Source organism: Mesorhizobium sp. M7A.T.Ca.US.000.02.2.1 (assembly GCF_003996995.1).
Taxonomy (GTDB): domain Bacteria; phylum Pseudomonadota; class Alphaproteobacteria; order Rhizobiales; family Rhizobiaceae; genus Mesorhizobium.
In genome coordinates, this window is sequence record NZ_RZTT01000059.1 from 1 (window position 1) to 20,484 (window position 20,484).

The following is a 20,484-nucleotide window of genomic DNA, read 5'->3' on the forward strand; positions in this document are numbered from 1 at the left end:
TTCATGAAGGCGCTGTCGTTGTCGAAATCTACGCCGAGCAGGGGGAAGGGAAAGAACGAGCGGGCCTGCTTGATCGCCACAATCACATTGCCGCTGTCGCGTGTGCGGACCGGAACGCATTCAGTCCACCCCGTGGCAATATCGGTCAACACCATCGTCTGCACAAAGCTGCCGGACGAAGATGTGCCGGAATGCGCCACGAAATCGACCTCGACGTAACCGGGCGGCGGATCATTCCGGTCCCCGAAGGTGCGCACCGGCACCGATCGGCGAACGGCCGAACTCATTCCTGCTCGCCGGCGCTGGCCGCCGCGAGCCACAACACGTACCTCCGCCAAAAGCCGATCCATCGTCGCCGGGCTCATTGTCAGCAGCTTGCCGCGGATCGAGCTCTAGCCGGCCATGCCGTTCAAGCGCTGGCAGCAAGACAGGTATCAACGGCCGCAGCCGTTTGGAACACAGCCGCTCCGATGCCTCCCACAAACACCACGAGCGCTTCGCGAACATCGCCGCCGTAGCGAAGGCTGTGCCTCTTGTTGCCAGGTATCTTCGACGCGCGTTGACGGAGCACTCGGATCGCATGCTTGCGCAATGAGATCGAAGCGCAGGCCGACGAGCTGTTGCGGCACAGCCAGGATTATCAGCTCCTGCGACAAATCCCGGGCATTGGACCGATCAACGCATTGACCATCATTGCCGAAGCCGGCGATCTTCGCCGTTTCGCTCATCGTCGCCAGTTTCTAAAGTTCTGCAGGCTGGACCTCTCGACACAGCAGTCAGGCCAATATCGGGGCCAGACCCGCCTTTTCAATTCGGCAATGCTCGGCTGCGCCCTACCCTGTGGATCGCCGGACAAGTCGCGAATCCGCCAGCGGGAGAATGGCTTCCGTCATAAGTTCGAAGGCTACATTGCGAGCGATCGCGACAATCCCGATCTACGCCGCAAGGCAATGACCGCTATCACCGCCAAGATGGCCCGCGTCGTGCACGCTGTCGTCAAAGGTGGTTCCGACTTCCGGCCCTTCGTCGTTGAAGGGCGGGTGCCAGGTGGAAGAACCTCTGTCAGCTAGCCGTAAGGGCATCGCTTCGATGACCCTGTAGATAATCTCGGGTCTTCCGCCTGGATCAGAAGCTCGTATCGAGGAGGTGAGGGCCGCTTTCCTGCGGCATCACGAGAAGACGCCGGTAGCCGAACCGGCGACGCTCCTGCGCGATCGCCTTCATCCGCTCGCGAAGCTCGCGGTCGTCCGGCCTGCTGGTCTCGTAGCGAACCGTCATGCGGCAACAGCCGATGGCTTTACACGCCCGCCGTTCGCTCATTGCCCGCTGAAGCGACGGCGCGCTTCGCAGCTGAGACATGCTCAGAGGGGCCTATCTTTGTGTCGGCTCACCGCAAGACCAGAGTGTTCGCGAAGAAGGCGGTAAATCCGCGTCGATTATTCTCCGAATGAATAATTCCAATTAGAGCAAAATTTCGGGAAATCGTTCTGCAGAAAGCGTTGTAATGAATTCTGCGCCGTTCTTTGTCACCACGGCAACCTCCTCCAACTGGAATACTCCACCGCACATTTCGTATTTCGGCTCGACGTGGATGATCATCCCCTCATGAATCACCTCCTTCGAGGTAGCCGCGATCGAGGGTGGCTCCGTCAGGTTGCGTCCGGACCCATGGCCGATCCGGGACGCAGTTGCGCTCGGCAACCCCAACTCAGTTTGCTTGGCAAACGCTTCGAACGCGCCGTAGACATCGGCACCGGTCATGCCCGGCCTAATTGCAGACAAGGTCGCGGTTGTTATGTTTCGAACCTGAGTGTAAATGCTTTGCTCTTCGTCGGTGACGCGGCCGGCCTTCGCAATCCGATTGACGTCTGAAGTCGAAGCCAACATGCAGCAACCGATATCAACCCAAATGAAATCATCTTTTGCCAGCGCCCGATCGCTCGGCGGCAGGCTATAAGCGAAATCCTCTCGTCCAAAACGCACCGGGAGCCACGGAACCGAATCGGCGCCACGTTCGATCAGCTCGAGGGTCAAGGCCTTGGCGAATCGTTTTTCCGTCGTGCCCAGCGTCAAATTGTTCAAGCAATGGTGGAACGCGCCATGCGCGATCCCGAGCGTAAGCCGCTTCTGGGCAATTTCCGCCGGCGTCTTGATCATTCGGATGGGCCAAATGAAATCTGCACCTTCCAAGAGCTGTGCTGCACGAAATTGGGCGTTTAGCTTGTCAAGCAAACTGAGGGAACCGAGGCCGAAACTCTCGAATCCATAATCAAGCGCAATTCTGCGAAGGTCGGCCTGCCCGAGAACTTCGACCACTTTATCAACCGCACCCTCGATGAAGCCGGAATACTGCCGGTGCATCACACCTGCAGGCAGCTCGGGCGTTTGAGAAAATGTCTTCGCTTCGGCAGCGGCTGCCACGACCATCACCGTGTCGCTCTCTTTCAGAACGACCAGAAAGTACGGCCGAGCTTTAGAGATCCAGAACAGGGACTTGTAGCCTGTAAAATATTCAAAGTGGTCTTGGTCTGAGATCACAAACGCATCAAGAGATTGTTCTGCCATGCACTTCCGGAGTGCGTCGATGCGTCTCGCGTACTCATCACTGCGCACGAGTAGTCTATCGGACATGTGTCTCACCTCAATTAAAGGGGCCGGCATTTATACCCGTCTTTGCGCCGCAGCTTGGCGGCCGCCGCTTCCGCCTTGTCAGCAAGCGCTACGCCATACGCCTGCCCAAGGGCAGCAAACCGAAATGGCCCGGCCATTTCCTCCAGATCGACGCCGTCTAGCCGTGTGTTGTCCGCTTCCTCCACTCCGTTCGTCAGCTCAGGGATAGCTTGGCGACCACTTGGCCAGCCATGCTGCGAGATCGCGTCGGTCATAGACCCAGCGCACACTTCCTACATGCAATGCGCCATGCTCCCTACACAGGTGATCGAGCCCTTTTCGGTTGTGTGCGTCAAGTTCTGCAAAAAGGGGCGGCCATGAAGCTGGTCATGCGGCTTGGCGCAAAGCGAGCTTCTTGTGCTCGCGCAGTCGTCCATGTTGATGTAGCGGTTGGCCTCCATCCAGTTTTCGTTGGTTTCGACGGCCAGCGCCCTGACCAGGCGCAGGCAGCTTTCGGCGTTCGGGAAGATGCGCACGACATAGGTGCGCCGGCGGATTTCCTCGTTGAGGCGTTCCAGCATGTTGGTGGACTTCAGGTGCTTGTGGTGCTGGCGCGGCAGGCAAAGAAGGTCAACGTGCATTCGATGGTCTCCTCTACCCAGCTCGTCAGGCGCGGATAGCGGCCCGACCATGTGGCAAGCCATGCGGCGAGATCGGCCTTGGCCTCGGCGAGATCGCGCCGGTCGTAGAGCCAGCGCAACTCCTGCAGGCAGTCGTCGCCGTGCTTTCTCGGCAGGTGATCGAGCGCGTTCCTGAGGAAGTGCACGTAGCAGCGCTGCCAGGCGGCTTCGGGGATCACCCCGCCGATCGCCGCGACCAGGCCGGCATGGTCGTCAGAGACAACCAGCTCGACGCCCTTGAGGCCGCGCGTCTTCAGCGCGACGAGGAAATCCCTCCAGGCCGAGCGGCTTTCGCGATTGGCCATTTCCACTGCCAGGATCTGGCGCCGCCCGTCCCAGTCGATGCCGACCGCGATCAGCACCGCCTGGCTCGTGACGATGCCGGCCTCGCGCACCTTCTCGTAGCGGGCATCGAGGATGAGATAGGCAAAGGGCTCCTGAAGCGGGCATTCGGCAAAGGCCTTCAGGCTCTCGTCCAGCCGCTTGTTGATGGCCGAGATCGACGAGGCCGAGAACGCATGGCCGCACAGCTCTTCGGTGATCGCCTTGACCTTCCGGGTCGACACGCCCTGCACATACATCTCCGCAAGCGTGGCCACCAAGGCCCGCTCGGAACGCTGGTAACGCTCGAAAAGTTCGGTCGAGAAGCGGCCCGCCCGGTCCTGCGGAACCCGCAGCTCAAGCTTGCCGACCCGCGTAACAAGGGTACGGCCATAGTAACCCGAGCGGTAGCCGAGACGCTCCGGTGTGCGCTCGCTCTTCGAAGCACCCAGCGCCTCGTCCATCTCGGCCTCGAGCACCTCCTGCATCACCGCGCGGATCACCTCGTGCAATCCATCCGGGTTCGAAAGCAGAATGTCTTTGACGGCAGCGCTGGCGGTCTTACTTTCTGTCTTGGTCATGGTGGCGTTCCTTCCAGGGAATCGGTGACGTTGAACATCACCAGCCTGCCATGACCGCCCTCTCTCAGCGAATTTGCCGAACCCTCAGCACACTACCCCTTTCTCCGTTGAAGAGGTCCCTGCCTACCGTTTCAATTAGGAAGTGTTCTATCTTTGCCCACTCGGGTCACCGCCGTGAAGGACAGCTTGGCAGTTCGCATTGAGGCAATGCACCTAGGGGTTCGTTGGTTCTCCGGAGCGCTTCGAGATGCTGAGACGGCGAACCTTTGCTGCACCGGGTCAGCGCGCTGGGGCGACACACGGTTCCACGGATCTCTGGGCGCACAAGGCAGGCCTGGGCGAATGCTTCGCTTGGCCGAGCCGACGTAAGGTAGATCCAGATCAGGAAAGCCGTTGCCCCCAAGCAGCCGTGCTCGGAAATGAGTTCGAACCGGACCCGCTATCATCATAAACGGCCTCTGAAAATGCCAGGCACGAAGGCCTTTAGCAGAGCCACGCGACTACGCCCTCATTGCCTCAGATACTTCTTGTATCAGAGGCAGCAATCACAGAAGGCACAACTTACTATTCAGGAGCAATTCAGACGAACGATGCGACAATTGTCGGGTTTGTCGCGGCTGTGACAGGCTTGTTTGGCCGATGGCTCATTTTTCATCCGCAGGTAGACGGCGCAAACTGGTCGAAAATTCTTCGCACCAGTTCGATAGACAAGTTGGCACGATTTTTGAAGCCTTTCTTCCAAGGCAGCGCGCCGGCTGGGCTGCCGGGGCTCATAGCGAATGGCCCGATGTAAGAAGTCAACAACGCAGTGGAGTAGAAGATGGAAGTTACGAGTAGGCGGTCTTTTGGAAGCTTTTCCGAAATAGCGAAGTTTTATCCTGCGTTCCCTCCGTTTTCCCGGCGAGTCCTTCAATCTCTTCTCGATGAAGTAAAGCACTCCGCCGAGCGTCCGATCTTCGGGGATATCGGCGCAGGTACTGGCCAAATTGCCTATGCCTTAGCTGACATGGGACTTTCAGGGTATGCTGTGGAACCTGATAGTCAGATGGTTGAGGTGGGGCGAAAGCTAGGCCCAACTTATCCTGCCGTTTCCTGGATCAATGCACCGGGAGAAAGCACGGGCCTCGCCGACGCATCGCTAGATTGGGTTTGCTACAGCCTGTCGTTCCATTTGACGAACGCGCGCGAAGCACTTCGCGAAAGCATGCGAATCTTGCGGCCTCGCGGGTTTTTCACCATTGTGACCCTTCTTGCAGATCTTGAGAGGGATCCCTTTCAACTTGAAATCGAAAATAGGATACGCGATATGGCACCCGCTTTGCGACGGGCGGTTACTACACTCGTCGGTCAAATGGGAACCTACGAACCGCTCCTCAATCAATATCCCAATCTGGGCAACTGCATCTCTCTCGCTAGCACCGAAGCTGTATCCATGAGCGAAGAGCGGTTTGTCAAGTTTTGGGCTGGGAGACATGATATCCCGAGTCAAGTCTCACCTGAGCATTGGAATTCCATACTGCAAATGATTGCGGAGACGTTTCGAAGGTGGCAGCCGGCCAGCCTGCGATTTCGCTCTATCGCATGGCATGCTCAACGCGGGTGAGGTGATCACATAAAGCTAATCGATTTCGTCATGGAGCCTGGGCTTAGTCAAGAGGTAGAGATGACAAGCTGTATGAACCGCGCGCCAGGTTGCTGTTTGCTTTGAGACGCGCCGCCATGGCTAGCTTTTCGAGTATGGCCTAGTAGCGTTCCCCTAAGGGCCGGCGGGATGTTGCTGATAAGCTCCAGCAGCCGGCGATTACTGGACCAGTCGATCCATTCCAGCGTCGCGAACGCCACGGCCTCGACGTAACGCCATGGTCCGCATGGAGGGATCACCTCGGCCTTGTGTAGAGCGGTAGTCGTTACGACAGAGCGTTGTCAAGGAAATTGCCGACGCTCCCAACCGAGGTCTCGACGCTGGTCTCCGCCGAGCTCTCAGTGAATTCGATTAAGGCGTATTGGCGAGTTCGAGCGATGGTTCGCAATATCGATTGTGTTCACCCAAAGAAACCGTCCGAGGCGAGAAAAAAGGCATGATCGCATACAAATTGACTTCTCTGATCCTATCGCGGGCCTGATCGCAAAGGACATCACAATGTCCTTAATCCGCCAATAGCTGGGGTATATCTTGCGCCTTGCGGGACAGTTTGGCTCTGCCCTCTAGTGGCTTAAGAAAATGAATGTAAAACAGCTACGTAGCAGTAGGAGTTCTAGATTGGCGCGACCCTTGCTTCGGTAGCACGTATACATAAATTAAAAAATGAAGAGGAAAGCAGAATGTCACGACAAATGAAGTTCGTAGCGTTTCTCATGGCCGGGCCAACTTTCCATCATCACGGCATGTGGCGTCATCCAGAAACAGAAAACAGGTTTCTCGACCCGGCATTCTGGGAAACGCTGGCTCGAACCCTTGAGGTCGGCAGATTTGACGGATTATTCTTTGCCGATACCCTGTGCTTCCACAGCGAAAACGCTATGGCTCGGGGAGGGCAGATGTCGCTACTTGATCCTGTCCCTCTTATCGCGATGATGGCGCGAGCGACGTCGCGCATTGGACTCGGCGTGACCATTTCCACAAGCTTCCAAGAGCCCTATGCGATAGCCCGAGTGCTTTCATCGCTCGATGTGCTGAGCGGCGGCCGCATCGCTTGGAATATCGTGACTTCCTCATACCACCGGGCGGCGCAGAATTTCGGCAAGGATGCGCTCCCGGGGCGCGACGAACGCTACGACCGCGCCGAGGAGGTCCTAAATGTCTGTCTTGACATGTGGACGGGTTGGTCCGATCACGCCCTCGTCATCGATAAGGAAAGCGGCGACTTCATTGACGAAGCGAAGATGCGCCGCACCGAGATCGCCGGGAAGTTCGTCGGTGCGAGTGGCATGTTCACCGTTCCACCGAGCCCTCAGCGGCATCCGGTCATCATGCAGGCCGGATCGTCACTGCGCGGACGCAAATTTGCCGCCACCTACGCCGAGCTCGTCTTTACGCTCCAGCATTCGTTGCCGGACATGCAGGAGTTCTATGCTGACATGAAGCATCGCCTCGACAGCGGGGGGCGGAATCCGGACGATTGCTCTATCTTGGTCTCGGTGGACCCGATCGTCGGCGAAACGGAATCGATTGCGCGCGAGAAGCAGGCTTACATCAATGAACTTGTCGAACCTCGCATCGGGATCCCCTTAATGTCAGCCCATACCGGACTCGACTTGTCACAATGGCCGATAGACAAGCCGATTAGCGACATTCCGGCAGAGGCCGGCTCTCGTGGCTCCTTCGATGTCATCCTGCAGGGGACCAAGGCCGGCAATCTCACGCTCGGAGAGGCGGCGAAGCGCTTCGCCACAAGCGAGCTCTGTCCTCAACTCGTCGGCACGCCCGAGAGCGTGGCCGACCAACTCCAGGAATTTTTCGAGAAGAAGGGCTGCGATGGGTTCATCGTCACGCCCACTGAAATGCCCGGCTCTTTTGAGGCCTTCACTCGATCAGTCGTGCCCATCCTCCAAAAGCGTGGACTCTTCCGCAGGGAGTATCCGGGCTCGACACTCAGAGAAACGCTTAAGGTGTAAGGCCTCCCAAGGGCACCGCAACGTTAACTGAAAACTGAGGGAAATCTGCGGTGTAAAGCGATTCCTCTGACTCTCTGATCCCTGAAAACTGGATCGTTCAAAGTGGAGTTTCCGCGGTAACATCCCTTGGCTGGGAGGAGCTGAAGGCGATGGAGGCATCGAAGTTCTCGGACGCGCAGTAGGCGTTCATTCTGAAGCAGGGGCCGGACGGAATCCCCGTCGCGGAGATCTGTCGGAGGGCGGGATCAGCCAGGCGACGTACTTCAACTGGAAGAGGAAATACGACGGACTGCTGCCCACCAAGATGAAGCGGCTGAAGCAGCTTGAGGACGAGAACGGCAACCTCAGGAAGCTGGTGGCCGATCTGTCCTTGGACAAGGAGATGCTGCAGGACGTCAATCGAACACTGTGAGGCCTGGTCGCAAACGCGAGCTGGTGGCCGAGACGTGTGATGAGTGGAACGTGTCGATCCGGCGAGCATGCCGGGTTCTGGAGTTCGACACGTCAACCTATCACTACAAGTCCCGCCGCCGCGATGTCAGGCCGGCATCGAAGCTCGGATCAAGGACATCTGCGCCACACGGGTCCGCTAGGGATACCGGCGCGTGCACGTGATGCTCACGCGCGAGGGCTGGGACATCAACATGAAGCGAACCTATCGAACTTACAGGGACTTGGGTCTGCAGCTCAGGAACAAGACGCCGAGCCGGCGTGTGAAGGCGAAGCTGCGGGAAGGCCGGGAGGAAGCCGTCGGGCCGAACGACGTCTGGGGATGGACTTCGTCCAGCTCGCGACGGGCAAGAAGATCCGTGTGCTGACGGTCGTCAACACGTTCTCCCGCCATGTGCCTGTGCTCGACCCGCGGTTCGGCTATCGGGCGGAGGATGTGGTCAGGGCACTGGAACAGGTCTGTCCGAAGATCGGCTATCCGAAGACGATCCGCGTCGACCAAGGCTCTGAGTTCGTCTCCCGCGACCTCGACCTATGGGCTAGGCGAAAGGCGTGACGCTCCACTTCAGCAGGCCGGGAAAGCCCACCGACAACGCCTACATCGAAGCCTTCAACGGCCGCTTCAGGGCGGAGTGCCTGAACGCCCACTGGTTCCTGACCCTTGCCGACGCGACCGAAGGATTGGCGCAGATACTACAACGAGGTGCGCCCGCATGTGGCGATCGGGCACAAGGCCCCGATCTCGTTGCTTAATCCCAATGGCGCCGCCAGCCCGCCATCGTGAGAAAGCCGGGAAACTCTACCTTAAAGGGCTTTCTCGGCGCTTCTGGTGCAGGCATGTATTCGGCCTTTGAGTGCGGCTCGTTCATGTCGCTGGCCCTGATGTAGTCCGCTGATCGGATCCCAGACAGGTTAACGCGCTTTCAAGCGGCACCCACTGAGCGGGTTAGTCCGACCCCGGCTCGACGGTTCGCCATCACACCATCAGCACCTCACCAATCTCTGAATCCTTCGCGACCGCCATCATGCAATGCCGGAAGCCTCAAAGCGTTGGCCGGTCGCCATCAACGCCCAGACGGTCCTCGCCATCTTGTTCGCTAAGGCGACGGCGACGACGTTATATGGTTTCTTCGCCAGCAGTTCGGTAGCCCAGCGGGTAGACGCCACTTTGCTTTTTGCGCTGAATCGGAGCACGGCGTGGGCACCGACCACGAGTAGACGACGGAGATATGGATCGCCCTGCTTGCTGATCCTGCCGAGGCGGTCTTTCTTTACCACCCGATGAGTTTCGCCGCTACGGTCGCAGCGATCGCTTGCAGTGATTGGACCTATTCGAGGAGTTGTATCGAGCAGACGGCTCAACCGCTTCGCAGATCGCCTCGGGATCCATCGCCTCATTCTTCTGCCTCTTCACATTGACGTACGACGCCGGCATGAGCCGAACCTCGTGACCCAGCGCCATTAGGACCCGAGCCCAGTAGTGTGCGGTCGCGCACGCCTCGATTCCGATCAGGCACGGCGGCAACACCTTGAAGGAACCAGCGACATCGTCACGACGCAGCTTTCGGCGGAGGACTGCCACGCCCAACGCTTCTACGCCGCGGATCTGAAAGACGTGCTTGGCTATATCCAAACCGACTGTGCTAACCTTCTCCATGGACGGCTCTCCCTTATGTGACTTTCGACAGCCACACTTTGGCACATTGCGATGCCGGGAGCGGAGGCCGTCCACCGCATCAGGTCACGATGTTGAAGATTGTTCGAGATCCGCTCTATCGCCGCCATCGTTTTCCTGGCGAGATCATTGCGCATGCAGTTTGGCTGCTACTTCCCTTCTCCAACTGAGCCTTCAGTTAATGATGTCACGGTTCCCGATTGAGATCACTCGCGCGTTTTTGCTCTCCAGTTCATCCAGATAATCGGCCCACCATTGCATCATCTTGACCCGCTCTTCCCAGTGCTCTGCCCGGGCATACGCACGACGAACGTCGTTGTTCTCAATATGGGCCAGCTGACGCTCTATGGCGTCCGGATGCCATTTCCCGCATTCGTTTAGCAGAGTTGATGCCGTTGCTCGAAAACCGTGCGCCGTAGCTTCTTCCTTGCCAATGCCCATACGGCGCAGGGCGGCGTTAAGCGTATTGTCGGAAATCGGACGCGAAACCGATCGAACACTAGGAAACAGCAGCGATCCACCACCAGAGATTTCTTTAAGTGAGGTCAGGACGCTGACGGCCTGCCTTGAAAGGGATACGCGGTGCGGCCGTCGCATCTTCATCCGTCCTTCAGGGATGGTCCACACCGAGCTTTCGAAATCGAACTCGTCCCATCCACTCGCGCGCAACTCGCCGGGCCGGGGAAACAGCAGCGCCATCAGCTTCAGGGCGGCTCGGGTTGTAGCCTGTCCGTCAAATGTATCGATCGCCCTCAGCAAGCCTCCCAAGGCCTTAGGATCGGTAATTGCGGCACGCGACGTGACTGTCGGGCTGATGAGTGCGCCCCTCAAAGCGATAGTCGGATCTGCCTCGGCGCGTGCGGTCGCGATTGCGTACCGCAACACGCTCCCGACGGTGGAGCGCAGTCGCCTGGCCGACTCGTATCGACCGCGAGCTTCCACGCTCCTTAGAGCGGTAAGAATTGTGGCCGAATCGATCTCCCGGACGCCTTTGTCGCCAAAGGATGGATAGGCAAAATCGAGCAACCATTTGACTTTGGTGATGGTCCTATCGGCACGTCCTTCCATCTTCAGCTTGTCGACATATTCCTCCGCGATTGAGCGAAACGTGTCCTTTGCCGAATGGAACTTTTGCAACTTACGCTCCTGTGCCGGGTCGATGCCACGAAGGAGTAGGCGTTTGGCCGTATCGCGCGCCTCGCGTGCCTCAGCGAGGGAGATTAGGGGATAGCTGCCCAACGCCAGAAGTTTCTGCTTGCCGCCAAAACGATAGGCGAGGCGCCAAAGGCGAGATCCGGTAGGCTGCACCCAAAGCTGGAGCCCACCACCGTCAGACAATTTCATGAGCTTGGAAGTGGGTCGGGCATTTCGGCATTTCACATCGGAAAGGGCCATTTTCGGGGCTCCATTTGGCTGGACGATACCATCAGAATGTCCAATACCAGCAGAAATACCAGCCCTCCGCCTCGTTGGACCAACTACCCCGAAATTCTACAAGACCCGACCAACTGCACCTTGTGTGCCAAAATCGGCAACGATTTCCGCTGCTTGCAGAAACAGAAGCGTAGAAGCTTCGGCGAAGGAGACTATCGGGAGAACAGGGGATGGTGCCCAGAGGCGGATTCGAACCACCGACACGCGGATTTTCAGTCCGCTGCTCTACCAACTGAGCTATCTGGGCCTTTTCCGGCAACGAAAACTCGCAGACCGGATTTCATCGAGGCGCCGTGGGGCGCCCCTTGAAAGCGCGTGGGTTATAGCACGGGAATTCGGCCTGTCCAGCGCCTAGTGGGCGATTTCAGGCAGGAAAAGCGATGCCGTGCGGTGCCCCGGTTTCCATGCCGCTTGCGGGCCGGAATCGGGCACGGCATGGCACGATGCGGCCTTCGCCATTCTTGTCCGTGCCGCTATTGCCGGCTGACATGCCGTGGCACTGCCTTTAGCCGACGATCGAGGCGCACAATGCTTCGCGGCTCAGACCCGCATTGGTCGCCGCTACCTATCTGGCGCCGGTCACGCCTCTACGAAAATCGGAGGGCGACATGCCGGCGAGCTTGCGGAACGACTTGTTGAAGGCGCTGAGCGAGCCGAAGCCCGAATCCATGGCGACGCGCAGCACATTGGCGTCCTGATGCATCAAAAGCGCCTGCGCATAGCTCAGCCGCAACAGGTTCACATACTCGTTGAGCGTCATGCCGGTGGATTTCTTGAACAGGCTCATTGCATATTTGGGATGGATGTCGGCGGCCGCCGCGATGTTCACGCAATCGATGTCGTAGAGGAAGTTTTCGGCGATGAAATCGCACATGCGTCCGACATTGCGCGACGATTGCTGGTCGAAGGGGCTGCCTGTTTCCTGGTCGGTCGGAGTTGCGGATACCAGCCGGTAAGGCTCGAACCGCACCCGCTCCAGCCGCAGCAGCAATTCGTTGACGGCATGTTCGGCCTTGGCCTGGTCGCCGGACCGGGCGTAGCGGTTCCAGCGCTCGAAATTATGGTTGTCGGACTGGTCGGTGGCTGATGTCACCAGTGTCGCGCCGGTCATCAGCCGGTGCCTTATATCAGTGGGCAGGTGCAGCCGGAAGAAATGCACCAGTGGCAGATGCGCCCCGGCATAGATGGCGTCGTCGGACAAATCGTCCATCTGGTGCGGCAGGCCACCCCAGAACAGGCACATCTCGCCGGCCGAAAGCGAAATCTCGTGGTCGTTCATGCGGTAATGCACGCTGCCGCGCACGATGAAATTAACCTCGACCTGGGCGTGCCAGTGCGGCTTGAGCATCACCAACGGGTTGGTGTGAAACATCTGCAGAAGCAGCGGCAGGCCTTCCACGCTGCTGGCCCCAGGCTGGTAGAACGGCCGTTCAGGCATCTTACTTTCCGCCAATTTCATATTCCTTTTGACGGCGACAGGCCTTGCCCACTGCATAGTCTAGCCACGCTCACAGTGAGAGAGCAAATGAAATGGGAGGATTTCAATGCGCATCACAATGACCTGCGCCGCGCTCGCGCTTGCCTTGGGCTCAGCCCCGGCCTTCGCGCAATCCGGCGAAATCACCATCTGGAGCTGGAATGTCGCGGCTTCATCGCTGAAGGCGACCATTGCCGGCTTCAACAAGCAATTTCCCGACGTCAAGGTCACCGTCCAGGATCTCGGCAACCAGCCGACTTACGACAAGTCGATCGCCGGCTGCGCCGCCGGCGGCGTCGGGCTGCCCGACATCGTCACCGTCGAGAACGGTGAGGCCGAGAATTACTGGAGCCAGTTCCCCGACTGCTTCGTTGACCTGCATACGCTCGGCTACACAGCCGACGACCAGAAAAAGTTCCCCGATTTCAAGCGCACCGAGCTGGAAGTGGGCGACAAGGCCTATGCAATGCCGTGGGATTCCGGCCCGGTTGCCGCGTTCTATCGCCGCGATTTCTACGAAAAGGCCGGCGTCGACCCGGCGTCGATCAAGACCTGGGACGATTTCATCGCCGCGGGCAAGAAGATCCAGTCCGCCAATCCTGGCGTCTCGATGACCAATGCCGATTTCAACGGTGACTCGGAATTCTTCCGCATGATCTCCAACGAACAGGGCTGCGCCTATTTCTCCGAGGACGGACAATCGATCACGGTCAACCAGCCCAAATGCGTCGATGCCATGACCAAGGTCAAGGAGATGAAGGACGCCGGCATCATCTCGTCGGCCGACTGGGGCACCAAGATCACCAACAACACCGCCGGCACCGTCGCCACCCAGATCTATGGCGGCTGGTATGAGGGCACCATTCGCACCGAATCTGCCGGTGAAAACGGCAAATGGGGCGTCTATCTGATGCCGAGCCTCACCGCCGACGGGCCGCGCGCCGCCAATCTGGGCGGTTCCTCGCTGGCTATCACCTCGGTGTCGAAGAACAAGGAGGCCGCCTACGCCTATCTGAAATACACGCTCGGAACCAATGAAGGCCAGATCACGATGCTGAAGGAGTTCGGCCTGGTGCCGTCCCTGATCTCGGCGCTCAATGACCCCTACGTCTCGGAAGGTCTGCCCTATTGGGGCGGCCAGGCGGTGTGGAAGGACATTCTCGGCACCTTGCCGAAGGTTGTTCCGAGCCGCGGCACGCAGTTCCAGAGCGACGCCGAAATCATCGTCCGCGCCGTGCAGACCAAGTATCTGGCCGGCGGCTATCCCGACGCCAAGACGGCACTCGACGATGCCGCAAGCCAGATCGCGGCGGCGACCGGACTGCCCGTCAAGTCATGACCGCCGGCGGGCCGAGTGATGCGTCCTGCGGGAACGTTGGCGCTGCCCCTCATCCCCCTGCCGGGACCTTCTCCCCGTATAGTGACGGGGAGAAGGGAGATTGCCGCAGCGCCGGCGCCCTTCCTGCAACGCCGGTGATTGACGAAACCGTTGATGACAGCGCCCCTCTCCCCGTCACTATACGGGGAGAGGATGCCGGCAGGCAGGTGAGGGGCGGCGCAGACCTCGAAGATTGAATACCGACACGCCACCCGAACGGGCGGAAAGCAAAAGGGAAGGAGGCAAAAATGCGCAATCGCAACGCCACGGCCTATCGCTTCCTCACGCCCTATCTGCTGATCTTCGCGATTTTCTGGGTATGGCCGATCATCAGCTCCTTCATGATCTCCTTCCAGGCGACGCGTACCGTGCCGTGGCGGTTCGCGCCGAGCTTCAACTGGGGCCGGTTGATCGGCGATCCGGCCTTCTTCAACGCCCTGAAGAACACGCTGCTCATCCTTGTCATCCAGGTGCCGGTGATGATCTCGCTGGCGCTTGTCATGGCGGTGCTGTTGAACTCGCCGCTCTTGAAGGCGCGCGGCCTCTACCGCTTTGCCTTCTTCGCCCCGGTGGTGGTCGGCGAGGTCGCCTATTCGGCGGTGTTCCGGCTGATGTTCAACCTCGATTTCGGCATCATCAACAAGCTTTTGAACAGCGTCGGCCTGCCCAAGATCGACTGGTTTTCCAACGTCACGCCGGCGATGGCGCTGATCATGATCGCGGTGACCTGGCGCTGGGCCGGTTACAACGCCATCATTCTGCTCGCCGGCATGCAGTCCATTCCCGAAGATGTCTACGAAGCGGCGACGCTCGACCGCGTCAGCAAGCTCAAGCAGTTCTTCTACATCACCCTGCCGCTCTTGAAGCCGGTCATCGTATTCTGTCTTGTGCTGTCGATCATCGGCACCATGCAGCTGTTCACCGAGCCGTTCCTGATCACCGAACGCGGCGGACCTGGCGGCGGTACGGAGACGCTTGGCCTGCTGCTCTATCGCCAGGGTTTTAGGTCGCTCAATTTCGGCTATGCGTCGGCCGTCGCCTACACCATGGCCGGGCTGGCGATCGCCATCACGCTGGCGCAGCTGTGGCTGACGAGGGAACCGAAATGAGTTCGCGCTCCTCCGCCAGACTGGGACGCAGCATCGCTCTGCATCTGTTCCTGACGCCATTGGCGCTGATCTGGCTGTTTCCGCTGTGGATGATGGTGGTGTTCTCGACCATGCCGGACAACGGCATCTTCAGCCCCGGCATCGAGCTTTTGCCGCACGGCAATTTCATCGACAACTTCAACAATCTGCAGCGTGACACGAACTTCGTCGGCGCCATCGGCATTTCGGTCTCGGTGGCGGTGACCTACACCATCCTGTCGGTGCTGCTGACGTCGATGGCCGGCTGGGCGCTGGCCCGCTACCAGTTCTTCGGCAAGGGCGTGGTTGTCGCCATCATCCTCGGCACCATCACGCTTCCCTATGCGGTCGTGCTGATCCCGCAATTCATCATGGTGGCGCGCGACTTCAAGCTCGCCAACACCTGGGTGGCGCTGATCGTGCCGCCGCTGTTCAATTCGCTCGGCGTGCTGTTCATGCGGCAGAGTTTTTCGATGATGCCGGACGACCTCTTCGATGCTGCGCGCGTCGAAGGCGTCAAGGAATGGCGCATCTTCCTCTTCGTCGCGCTGCCTTTGGCGCGGCCGATGCTGGCCGCACTCGCCATCATCCTGTTCCTCGCCTCCTGGAACAATTATCTGTGGCCGCTTTTGATCAACAGCCAGCCGGGTTCGATGACGGCGCCGGTGGCGCTCGGCACGCTGATCGGCCTCACCAAGGTGTCATGGGGCGGCATCATGGCGGGCGCGGTGATGCTGACGGTGCCGATGCTCGTCGTCTTCGTGCTGCTGCAGCGCCATTTCATCGCCGGCATCGCCGCCGGCGCGGTCAAGTAAGGGGCAGCATGGCAACGGTCACGCTCAACAATGTCGTCAAGCGCTTCGGTGTCTTCGAGGTCGTCCATGGCGCCAGCATCGACATCAAGGACGGCGAGTTCGTCGTCTTCGTCGGGCCCTCCGGCTGCGGAAAATCGACGCTGCTCAGGATGATCGCCGGGCTCGAGGACATCAGCGGCGGCGAGATCGCCATCGGCGGCAAGGTGGTCAACGATGTCGAGCCGGCCGACCGTGGCATCGCCATGGTGTTCCAGTCCTACGCGCTCTATCCGCATATGAGCGTCGAACAGAACCTCTCTTTCGGCTTGCGCATGACCGGCAATCCAAAGGCCGACACCGAACGGCGGGTGAAGCGGGCGGCCGAGATCCTGCGCATCAGCGAATTGATGGACAGGCGCCCAAAAAAACTCTCCGGGGGACAGCGCCAGCGCGTCGCCATCGGCCGCGCCATCGTGCGCGAACCGCAGGTGTTCCTGTTCGACGAGCCGCTCTCCAACCTCGACGCCGAATTGCGCGTCCAGATGCGCGTCGAGATCTCCCGGCTGCACAAGGAGCTCGGCACGACAATGATCTATGTCACGCACGACCAGACCGAGGCGATGACGCTCGCCGACAGGATCGTCGTGATGCGCGCCGGCCATATCGAGCAGATCGGCCGGCCGCTCGATCTCTACGACAACCCCGACAATCAGTTCGTCGCGGGCTTTGTCGGCTCGCCGAAGATGAACTTCATCAAAGGCCGGGTCGTCGGGCACGATGCGCGTGGTGTCGTGGTCGAGCTGGCGGGTCAGGAGAAGACCTGCATCACGCAACCGCTGACCGGCGCTGCACCTGAAATGGGCAGCCCAAAAATCGGCAGCAAGGTCATTGTCGGCGTGCGGCCCGAACATTTCGGCAATGCCGGAGAGGGCGACGCCGACCTCGTGGTTGCCATCGACGTGGTCGAGCACCTGGGCGGCACAAGTTTCCTCTACGCCAGAACGGCCAACGGTGACGACGTGGTGATCCAGCGCGACGCGACGAAGGTTCCCGACACATCAGAGATCACCGTTTCCATCCGCAAATCCTACCTGTTCGACGAAAAAGGGCTGCGGCTGCGCTGGCCGCCGGCCCTTTCCAGCCTTCAAGGAGAATGACAATGACTGCAACCACGCCCATTCGCTGGGGCATCCTCGGCCCGGGCAGCATCGCCCAGTCCTTTGCCGGTGGCGTGGCCGCTTCGCGCACCGGAAAGCTGGTCGCCATCGGCGCGCGAAATCCCGCCAAGCCCGGCCTCGCCGAGAGTTTTCCCGGCGCCCGCATTCTCGACGGCTACGACGCGCTGCTCGCCGATCCCGACATCGATGCCATCTACATTTCGATACCGCATCCCGGTCATGCGCAATGGGCGATCAAGGCGGCTGAGGCCGGAAAGCATGTGCTGTGCGAAAAGCCGCTTGCGCTGACCGCCTTCGAAGCCGACGCCATGATGCACGCCGCACGCAAGGCCGGCACATTCCTCGGCGAAGCCTTCATGTACCGGCTGCACCCGCAGACCAAGAAGCTGGTCGAACTGATCAGGTCCGGCGTCGTCGGCGAGATCAGGATGATCAAGTCGAGCTTCGGCTTCGCCATGCCGGGCTTCATGCCGCAGCACCGGCTCTATGCCAACGATCTCGCCGGCGGCGGCATTCTTGACGTCGGCGGCTATCCCGTCTCGATGGTGCGGCTGATTGCCGGCGCGGCAGTGGGACAGCCCTTCAGCGAGCCGGACAAGGTGGTCGGCACCGCCCATCTGGGCCAGTCCGGCGTCGACGAATGGGCGTCCGCGCTGCTGCATTTCCCAGGCGGCATTGTCGCCGAAGTCTCCTGCAGCATTTCGCTCAACCAGGACAATGTGCTGCGCATCCTGGGCACAAAGGGCCGTATCGAAGTGCCGGACTTCTGGTTCGCCGGCGGTAACCGCGACGTCGGCCTCGGCCGAATCGACATCATCGCATCCACCGGCGCGCGCGAGACCATTAGCGTCGAAGAGAAGCGCCATGTCTATTCCTTCGAGGTCGACGCAGCCGGCGAGGCCATCCGCGCCGGCGGCCAAGAATTCGCCTGGCCTGGCATGGCATGGGCGGAAAGCCTCGGCACCTTGCGTGTGCTGGACAAATGGCGGGCGGCCGCCGGCCTCGAATACGGGATCGAGAAAGCCCACCAGCGTACCAACACCATCTCCGGCCGGCCTTTGCGGTCCGGCGGCACGGCGATCGCCAAGCGCACCATTCCTGGCCTGTCGAAGCCGGCGTCGGTGGTGGCGCTCGGCTTCGAGGATTTCCGTACCTTTTCCTCAGGCTCGATCCTGCTCGATGCCTTTTTCGAGGCCGGCGGCAATCTCTTCGATACCGGCTATGTCTATGGCGGCGGCTATACCGAGAAGCTGCTTGGCGAGTGGTTGAAAAACCGTGACGTGCGCGCGCAATCGGTGGTCATCGCCAAGGGCGCGCACTCGCCGCTGTGCTATCCCGATGTGATCGGCAAGCAGCTCGACCAGTCGCTCGAACGCCTGCAGACCGATCATGTCGATGTCTATTTCATGCACCGCGACAATCCGGATGTGCCGGTCGGCGAATTCGTCGATGCGATGGATCGTGAGGTCAAGGCCGGCCGCATCCGCGGCCCGTTCGGCGGCTCGAATTGGACGATGGAACGCATGGATGAGGCAATTGCCTATGCCGAGCGTACCGGCAAGCAAAAGCCCGGCGCGCTGTCCAACAATTTCTCGCTGGCTGAAATGCTGGAGCCGATCTGGGCAGGCTGCGTCACGTCCTCCACGGATCCATGGAAGGCCTGGCTGACATCCAGGCAGATGCCGAATTTCGCCTGGTCGAGTCAGGGGCGCGGCTTCTTCACCGATCGCGCAGGTCGGGACAAGCAAGACAATGAGGAACTGGTGCGGGTCTGGTACTCCGAGCGGAATTTCGGCCGCCGCGACCGGGCGGTCGAACTTGCCGCGAGACTGGGCAAGAGCCCGATTCATATTGCGCTGGCCTATGTGCTCGCTCAGCCCTTCCCATCCATCCCGCTGATCGGGCCACGCACGCTGGATGAGCTGGACGACAGCCTGCGCGCTCTCGACATCACGCTGTCGCAAGCCGATCTCGAATGGCTGGATGGCGGCAGTCGGCGCGCTGCCTAGCTGGCTGCCGGCTTAACCGTCGCGGTGTCAGGTCTCGTCATCAGGCGCCCTGACGCCACGCCTGGCCGGTGTCCGCAAATTGGCATACATGCCGGTGGTGCGGAATTGGCTCGGCGTGATGCCGTAGCAGCGGCGGAAGACTTTTGAAAAATAGTTCGCGTCCTCGAAGCCGCACAGGATGGCGACCTCCTTCACCGGCAGAAAATCCGCCTTGGTCAGCAGCTTCGCCGCGCGTTGCAGACGCTGCTGCAGCACGAACTCGGCCGGCGGCAAGCCTTCGCTCTCGGCGAAACAGCGTGAGAAATGGGCCCGGCTGAGGCCGCTGATCTGGACCAGGTCCGCCACCGGCAGCGGCCTGTCGAGATTGGCATTGATGTGATCGATGACCGGCTGCATGGCGCTCTGTTTTTCGGCAAAGGCATGGGAGCCGAAGACATCGTCATAGAGCGCCATCGCAGCCTCATAGGCGACCGCCGAAGCAGCACCCGGCGAAGCGGCCCCTTTGATCAGGCGCAAGCTGCAATCGGCAAGATGATCGATCGTCGCCGGCTGCAGCCGAAATACCGGACCCGAGACGCTGAGGATCGACTTGTGGATGCGCAGCGCCTCCTCGCCGTTCATCGAAATCCAGAAATATTCCCAGCGCTCATCCCCGGCCAGCCAGTAGCGGTGGTTGTGCGGCACCAGCACCAGCAATGTGTCGTTCTTCTGCAGGCGGTAGTTGCGGTTCTCGTAGCGCAGCCGGCCGGTTCCGCTGATCGTGTGTTGGAGCACGGTGAACGGCGTCTGGCCGCGCCTGCGCCCATCCCAGTCGTAGATCTCGTCCTCGCGCACTTCATAGCCCGTGCTCGTCGGCATGGCGTGCAGGCGCTGGCGGCCGCGCGGCAGCGAGATCGTGCGCATCGACTGTCCGTTGTTTATCAAATCCTGCAGCACAAAATTACCCTTGAAAGCATAATCCTTCTCTGGTCGCGCTCGCGAATAAGCGCATAATCGCCGTCGAAAAGCGAGAGAGATCCGCAGTCGAGGAGCGGACAGGGAGGTTGGCGAGCCGGTTTCCGGCTTGTCCTGCACACATGCCACGGCATGTGGCAACAGCTTCCCATTGTCATTCCTTGCCTGCAATTCGAAATGGAATGAGGTGCGGCTGGTGAG

At 59.9% G+C, this 20,484-nt stretch carries 11 protein-coding genes, 1 tRNA gene and 9 pseudogenes; 10 read left to right on the top strand and 11 right to left on the bottom strand.

Features of this window, described 5'->3' with window-relative positions:
* Positions 1 to 287: pseudogene (locus tag EOD15_RS36595) on the bottom strand (transposase); the annotation flags it as partial.
* A gap of 300 nt (positions 288 to 587) precedes the next feature.
* Here EOD15_RS36595 and EOD15_RS08365 point away from each other — a divergent pair.
* Positions 588 to 1,070 (top strand): annotated as a pseudogene (locus EOD15_RS08365) (transposase); the annotation flags it as partial.
* Positions 1,071 to 1,152: 82 nt separating this feature from the next.
* On the opposite strand, the pseudogene EOD15_RS08370 reads toward EOD15_RS08365, so the two are convergent.
* The 4 genes and pseudogenes from EOD15_RS08370 to EOD15_RS08385 form a co-directional block, all read right to left on the bottom strand.
* Positions 1,153 to 1,320: pseudogene (locus EOD15_RS08370) on the bottom strand (IS3 family transposase); the annotation flags it as partial.
* 141 nt (positions 1,321 to 1,461) lie between these two features.
* A complete protein-coding gene (locus EOD15_RS08375) occupies positions 1,462 to 2,661 on the bottom strand; it encodes a M24 family metallopeptidase (RefSeq protein ID WP_127310298.1) in 1,200 nt (399 codons plus the stop codon).
* Positions 2,662 to 2,807: 146 nt separating this feature from the next.
* A pseudogene (locus tag EOD15_RS36600) lies at positions 2,808 to 2,943 on the bottom strand (IS256 family transposase); the annotation flags it as partial.
* 54 nt (positions 2,944 to 2,997) lie between these two features.
* Positions 2,998 to 4,192, bottom strand: a pseudogene (locus EOD15_RS08385) (IS256 family transposase).
* Positions 4,193 to 5,012: 820 nt separating this feature from the next.
* Here EOD15_RS08385 and EOD15_RS08390 point away from each other — a divergent pair.
* Complete coding sequence (locus EOD15_RS08390; protein WP_127310300.1) at positions 5,013 to 5,795, top strand: class I SAM-dependent methyltransferase; 783 nt, start codon at positions 5,013 to 5,015, stop codon at positions 5,793 to 5,795.
* A 139-nt stretch (positions 5,796 to 5,934) separates the two neighbouring features.
* Here EOD15_RS08390 and EOD15_RS36605 read toward each other — a convergent pair.
* Positions 5,935 to 6,198, bottom strand: a pseudogene (locus tag EOD15_RS36605) (IS3 family transposase); the annotation flags it as partial.
* A 316-nt stretch (positions 6,199 to 6,514) separates the two neighbouring features.
* On the opposite strand from EOD15_RS36605, the gene EOD15_RS08395 reads away from it, so the two are divergent.
* On the top strand, positions 6,515 to 7,807 hold the full coding sequence (locus EOD15_RS08395; RefSeq protein ID WP_245463608.1) for an LLM class flavin-dependent oxidoreductase: 1,293 nt from the start codon (positions 6,515 to 6,517) through the stop codon (positions 7,805 to 7,807).
* 188 nt (positions 7,808 to 7,995) lie between these two features.
* Positions 7,996 to 9,041: pseudogene (locus tag EOD15_RS08400) on the top strand (IS3 family transposase).
* A gap of 239 nt (positions 9,042 to 9,280) precedes the next feature.
* Here EOD15_RS08400 and EOD15_RS08405 read toward each other — a convergent pair.
* Positions 9,281 to 9,914: pseudogene (locus EOD15_RS08405) on the bottom strand (transposase).
* Between the two features lie 89 nt (positions 9,915 to 10,003).
* Between EOD15_RS08405 and EOD15_RS36610 the strand changes: the two are divergent.
* Positions 10,004 to 10,081, top strand: a pseudogene (locus EOD15_RS36610) (IS6 family transposase); the annotation flags it as partial.
* Between the two features lie 25 nt (positions 10,082 to 10,106).
* Here the strand turns inward: EOD15_RS36610 and EOD15_RS08415 are convergent.
* From EOD15_RS08415 to EOD15_RS08425, 3 genes are all read right to left on the bottom strand, one after another.
* Entirely contained in the window at positions 10,107 to 11,327 is a 1,221-nt protein-coding gene (locus EOD15_RS08415; RefSeq protein WP_127310301.1) for an integrase arm-type DNA-binding domain-containing protein, read from the bottom strand.
* Between the two features lie 210 nt (positions 11,328 to 11,537).
* A tRNA-Phe gene (locus EOD15_RS08420) sits at positions 11,538 to 11,613 on the bottom strand.
* A 318-nt stretch (positions 11,614 to 11,931) separates the two neighbouring features.
* Entirely contained in the window at positions 11,932 to 12,825 is an 894-nt protein-coding gene (locus tag EOD15_RS08425; protein WP_024504770.1) for a helix-turn-helix domain-containing protein, read from the bottom strand.
* 85 nt (positions 12,826 to 12,910) lie between these two features.
* Between EOD15_RS08425 and EOD15_RS08430 the strand changes: the two genes are divergently transcribed.
* From EOD15_RS08430 to EOD15_RS08455, 5 genes are all read left to right on the top strand, one after another.
* Positions 12,911 to 14,182 carry an extracellular solute-binding protein gene (locus tag EOD15_RS08430; RefSeq protein WP_127330826.1) on the top strand — a complete coding sequence of 424 codons (1,272 nt, stop codon included), beginning with the start codon at positions 12,911 to 12,913 and terminating at the stop codon, positions 14,180 to 14,182.
* Positions 14,183 to 14,469: 287 nt separating this feature from the next.
* Positions 14,470 to 15,330, top strand: a complete 861-nt coding sequence (locus EOD15_RS08440) for a sugar ABC transporter permease (protein WP_013530184.1) — start codon at positions 14,470 to 14,472, stop codon at positions 15,328 to 15,330.
* Positions 15,327 to 16,163, top strand: a complete 837-nt coding sequence (locus tag EOD15_RS08445) for a carbohydrate ABC transporter permease (RefSeq protein ID WP_127256867.1) — start codon at positions 15,327 to 15,329, stop codon at positions 16,161 to 16,163. The genes EOD15_RS08440 and EOD15_RS08445 overlap by 4 nt, the downstream gene beginning before the upstream one ends.
* Before the next feature lie 8 nt (positions 16,164 to 16,171).
* Entirely contained in the window at positions 16,172 to 17,299 is a 1,128-nt protein-coding gene (gene ugpC / locus EOD15_RS08450; RefSeq protein WP_127322277.1) for a sn-glycerol-3-phosphate ABC transporter ATP-binding protein UgpC, read from the top strand.
* Positions 17,300 to 17,301: 2 nt separating this feature from the next.
* Entirely contained in the window at positions 17,302 to 19,329 is a 2,028-nt protein-coding gene (locus EOD15_RS08455; RefSeq protein ID WP_127408415.1) for an aldo/keto reductase, read from the top strand.
* 27 nt (positions 19,330 to 19,356) lie between these two features.
* On the opposite strand, the gene EOD15_RS08460 is transcribed toward EOD15_RS08455, so the two are convergent.
* Positions 19,357 to 20,232 (bottom strand): AraC family transcriptional regulator, encoded by an 876-nt coding sequence (locus EOD15_RS08460; RefSeq protein ID WP_127319538.1) that lies wholly within the window; start codon positions 20,230 to 20,232, stop codon positions 19,357 to 19,359.
* Positions 20,233 to 20,484 lie beyond the last annotated feature (252 nt).

What these genes read in the sequence shown, in the direction of transcription:
- EOD15_RS08375 (WP_127310298.1), bottom strand. Translation starts at nt 2,661, where the DNA reads ATGCCGGCCCCTTTAATTGAGGTGAGACACATGTCCGATAGACTACTC.
- EOD15_RS08390 (WP_127310300.1), top strand. Translation starts at nt 5,013, where the DNA reads ATGGAAGTTACGAGTAGGCGGTCTTTTGGAAGCTTTTCCGAAATAGCG.
- EOD15_RS08395 (WP_245463608.1), top strand. Translation starts at nt 6,515, where the DNA reads ATGTCACGACAAATGAAGTTCGTAGCGTTTCTCATGGCCGGGCCAACT.
- EOD15_RS08415 (WP_127310301.1), bottom strand. Translation starts at nt 11,327, where the DNA reads ATGGCCCTTTCCGATGTGAAATGCCGAAATGCCCGACCCACTTCCAAG.
- EOD15_RS08425 (WP_024504770.1), bottom strand. Translation starts at nt 12,825, where the DNA reads ATGAAATTGGCGGAAAGTAAGATGCCTGAACGGCCGTTCTACCAGCCT.
- EOD15_RS08430 (WP_127330826.1), top strand. Translation starts at nt 12,911, where the DNA reads ATGCGCATCACAATGACCTGCGCCGCGCTCGCGCTTGCCTTGGGCTCA.
- EOD15_RS08440 (WP_013530184.1), top strand. Translation starts at nt 14,470, where the DNA reads ATGCGCAATCGCAACGCCACGGCCTATCGCTTCCTCACGCCCTATCTG.
- EOD15_RS08445 (WP_127256867.1), top strand. Translation starts at nt 15,327, where the DNA reads ATGAGTTCGCGCTCCTCCGCCAGACTGGGACGCAGCATCGCTCTGCAT.
- ugpC (WP_127322277.1), top strand. Translation starts at nt 16,172, where the DNA reads ATGGCAACGGTCACGCTCAACAATGTCGTCAAGCGCTTCGGTGTCTTC.
- EOD15_RS08455 (WP_127408415.1), top strand. Translation starts at nt 17,302, where the DNA reads ATGACTGCAACCACGCCCATTCGCTGGGGCATCCTCGGCCCGGGCAGC.
- EOD15_RS08460 (WP_127319538.1), bottom strand. Translation starts at nt 20,232, where the DNA reads ATGCGCACGATCTCGCTGCCGCGCGGCCGCCAGCGCCTGCACGCCATG.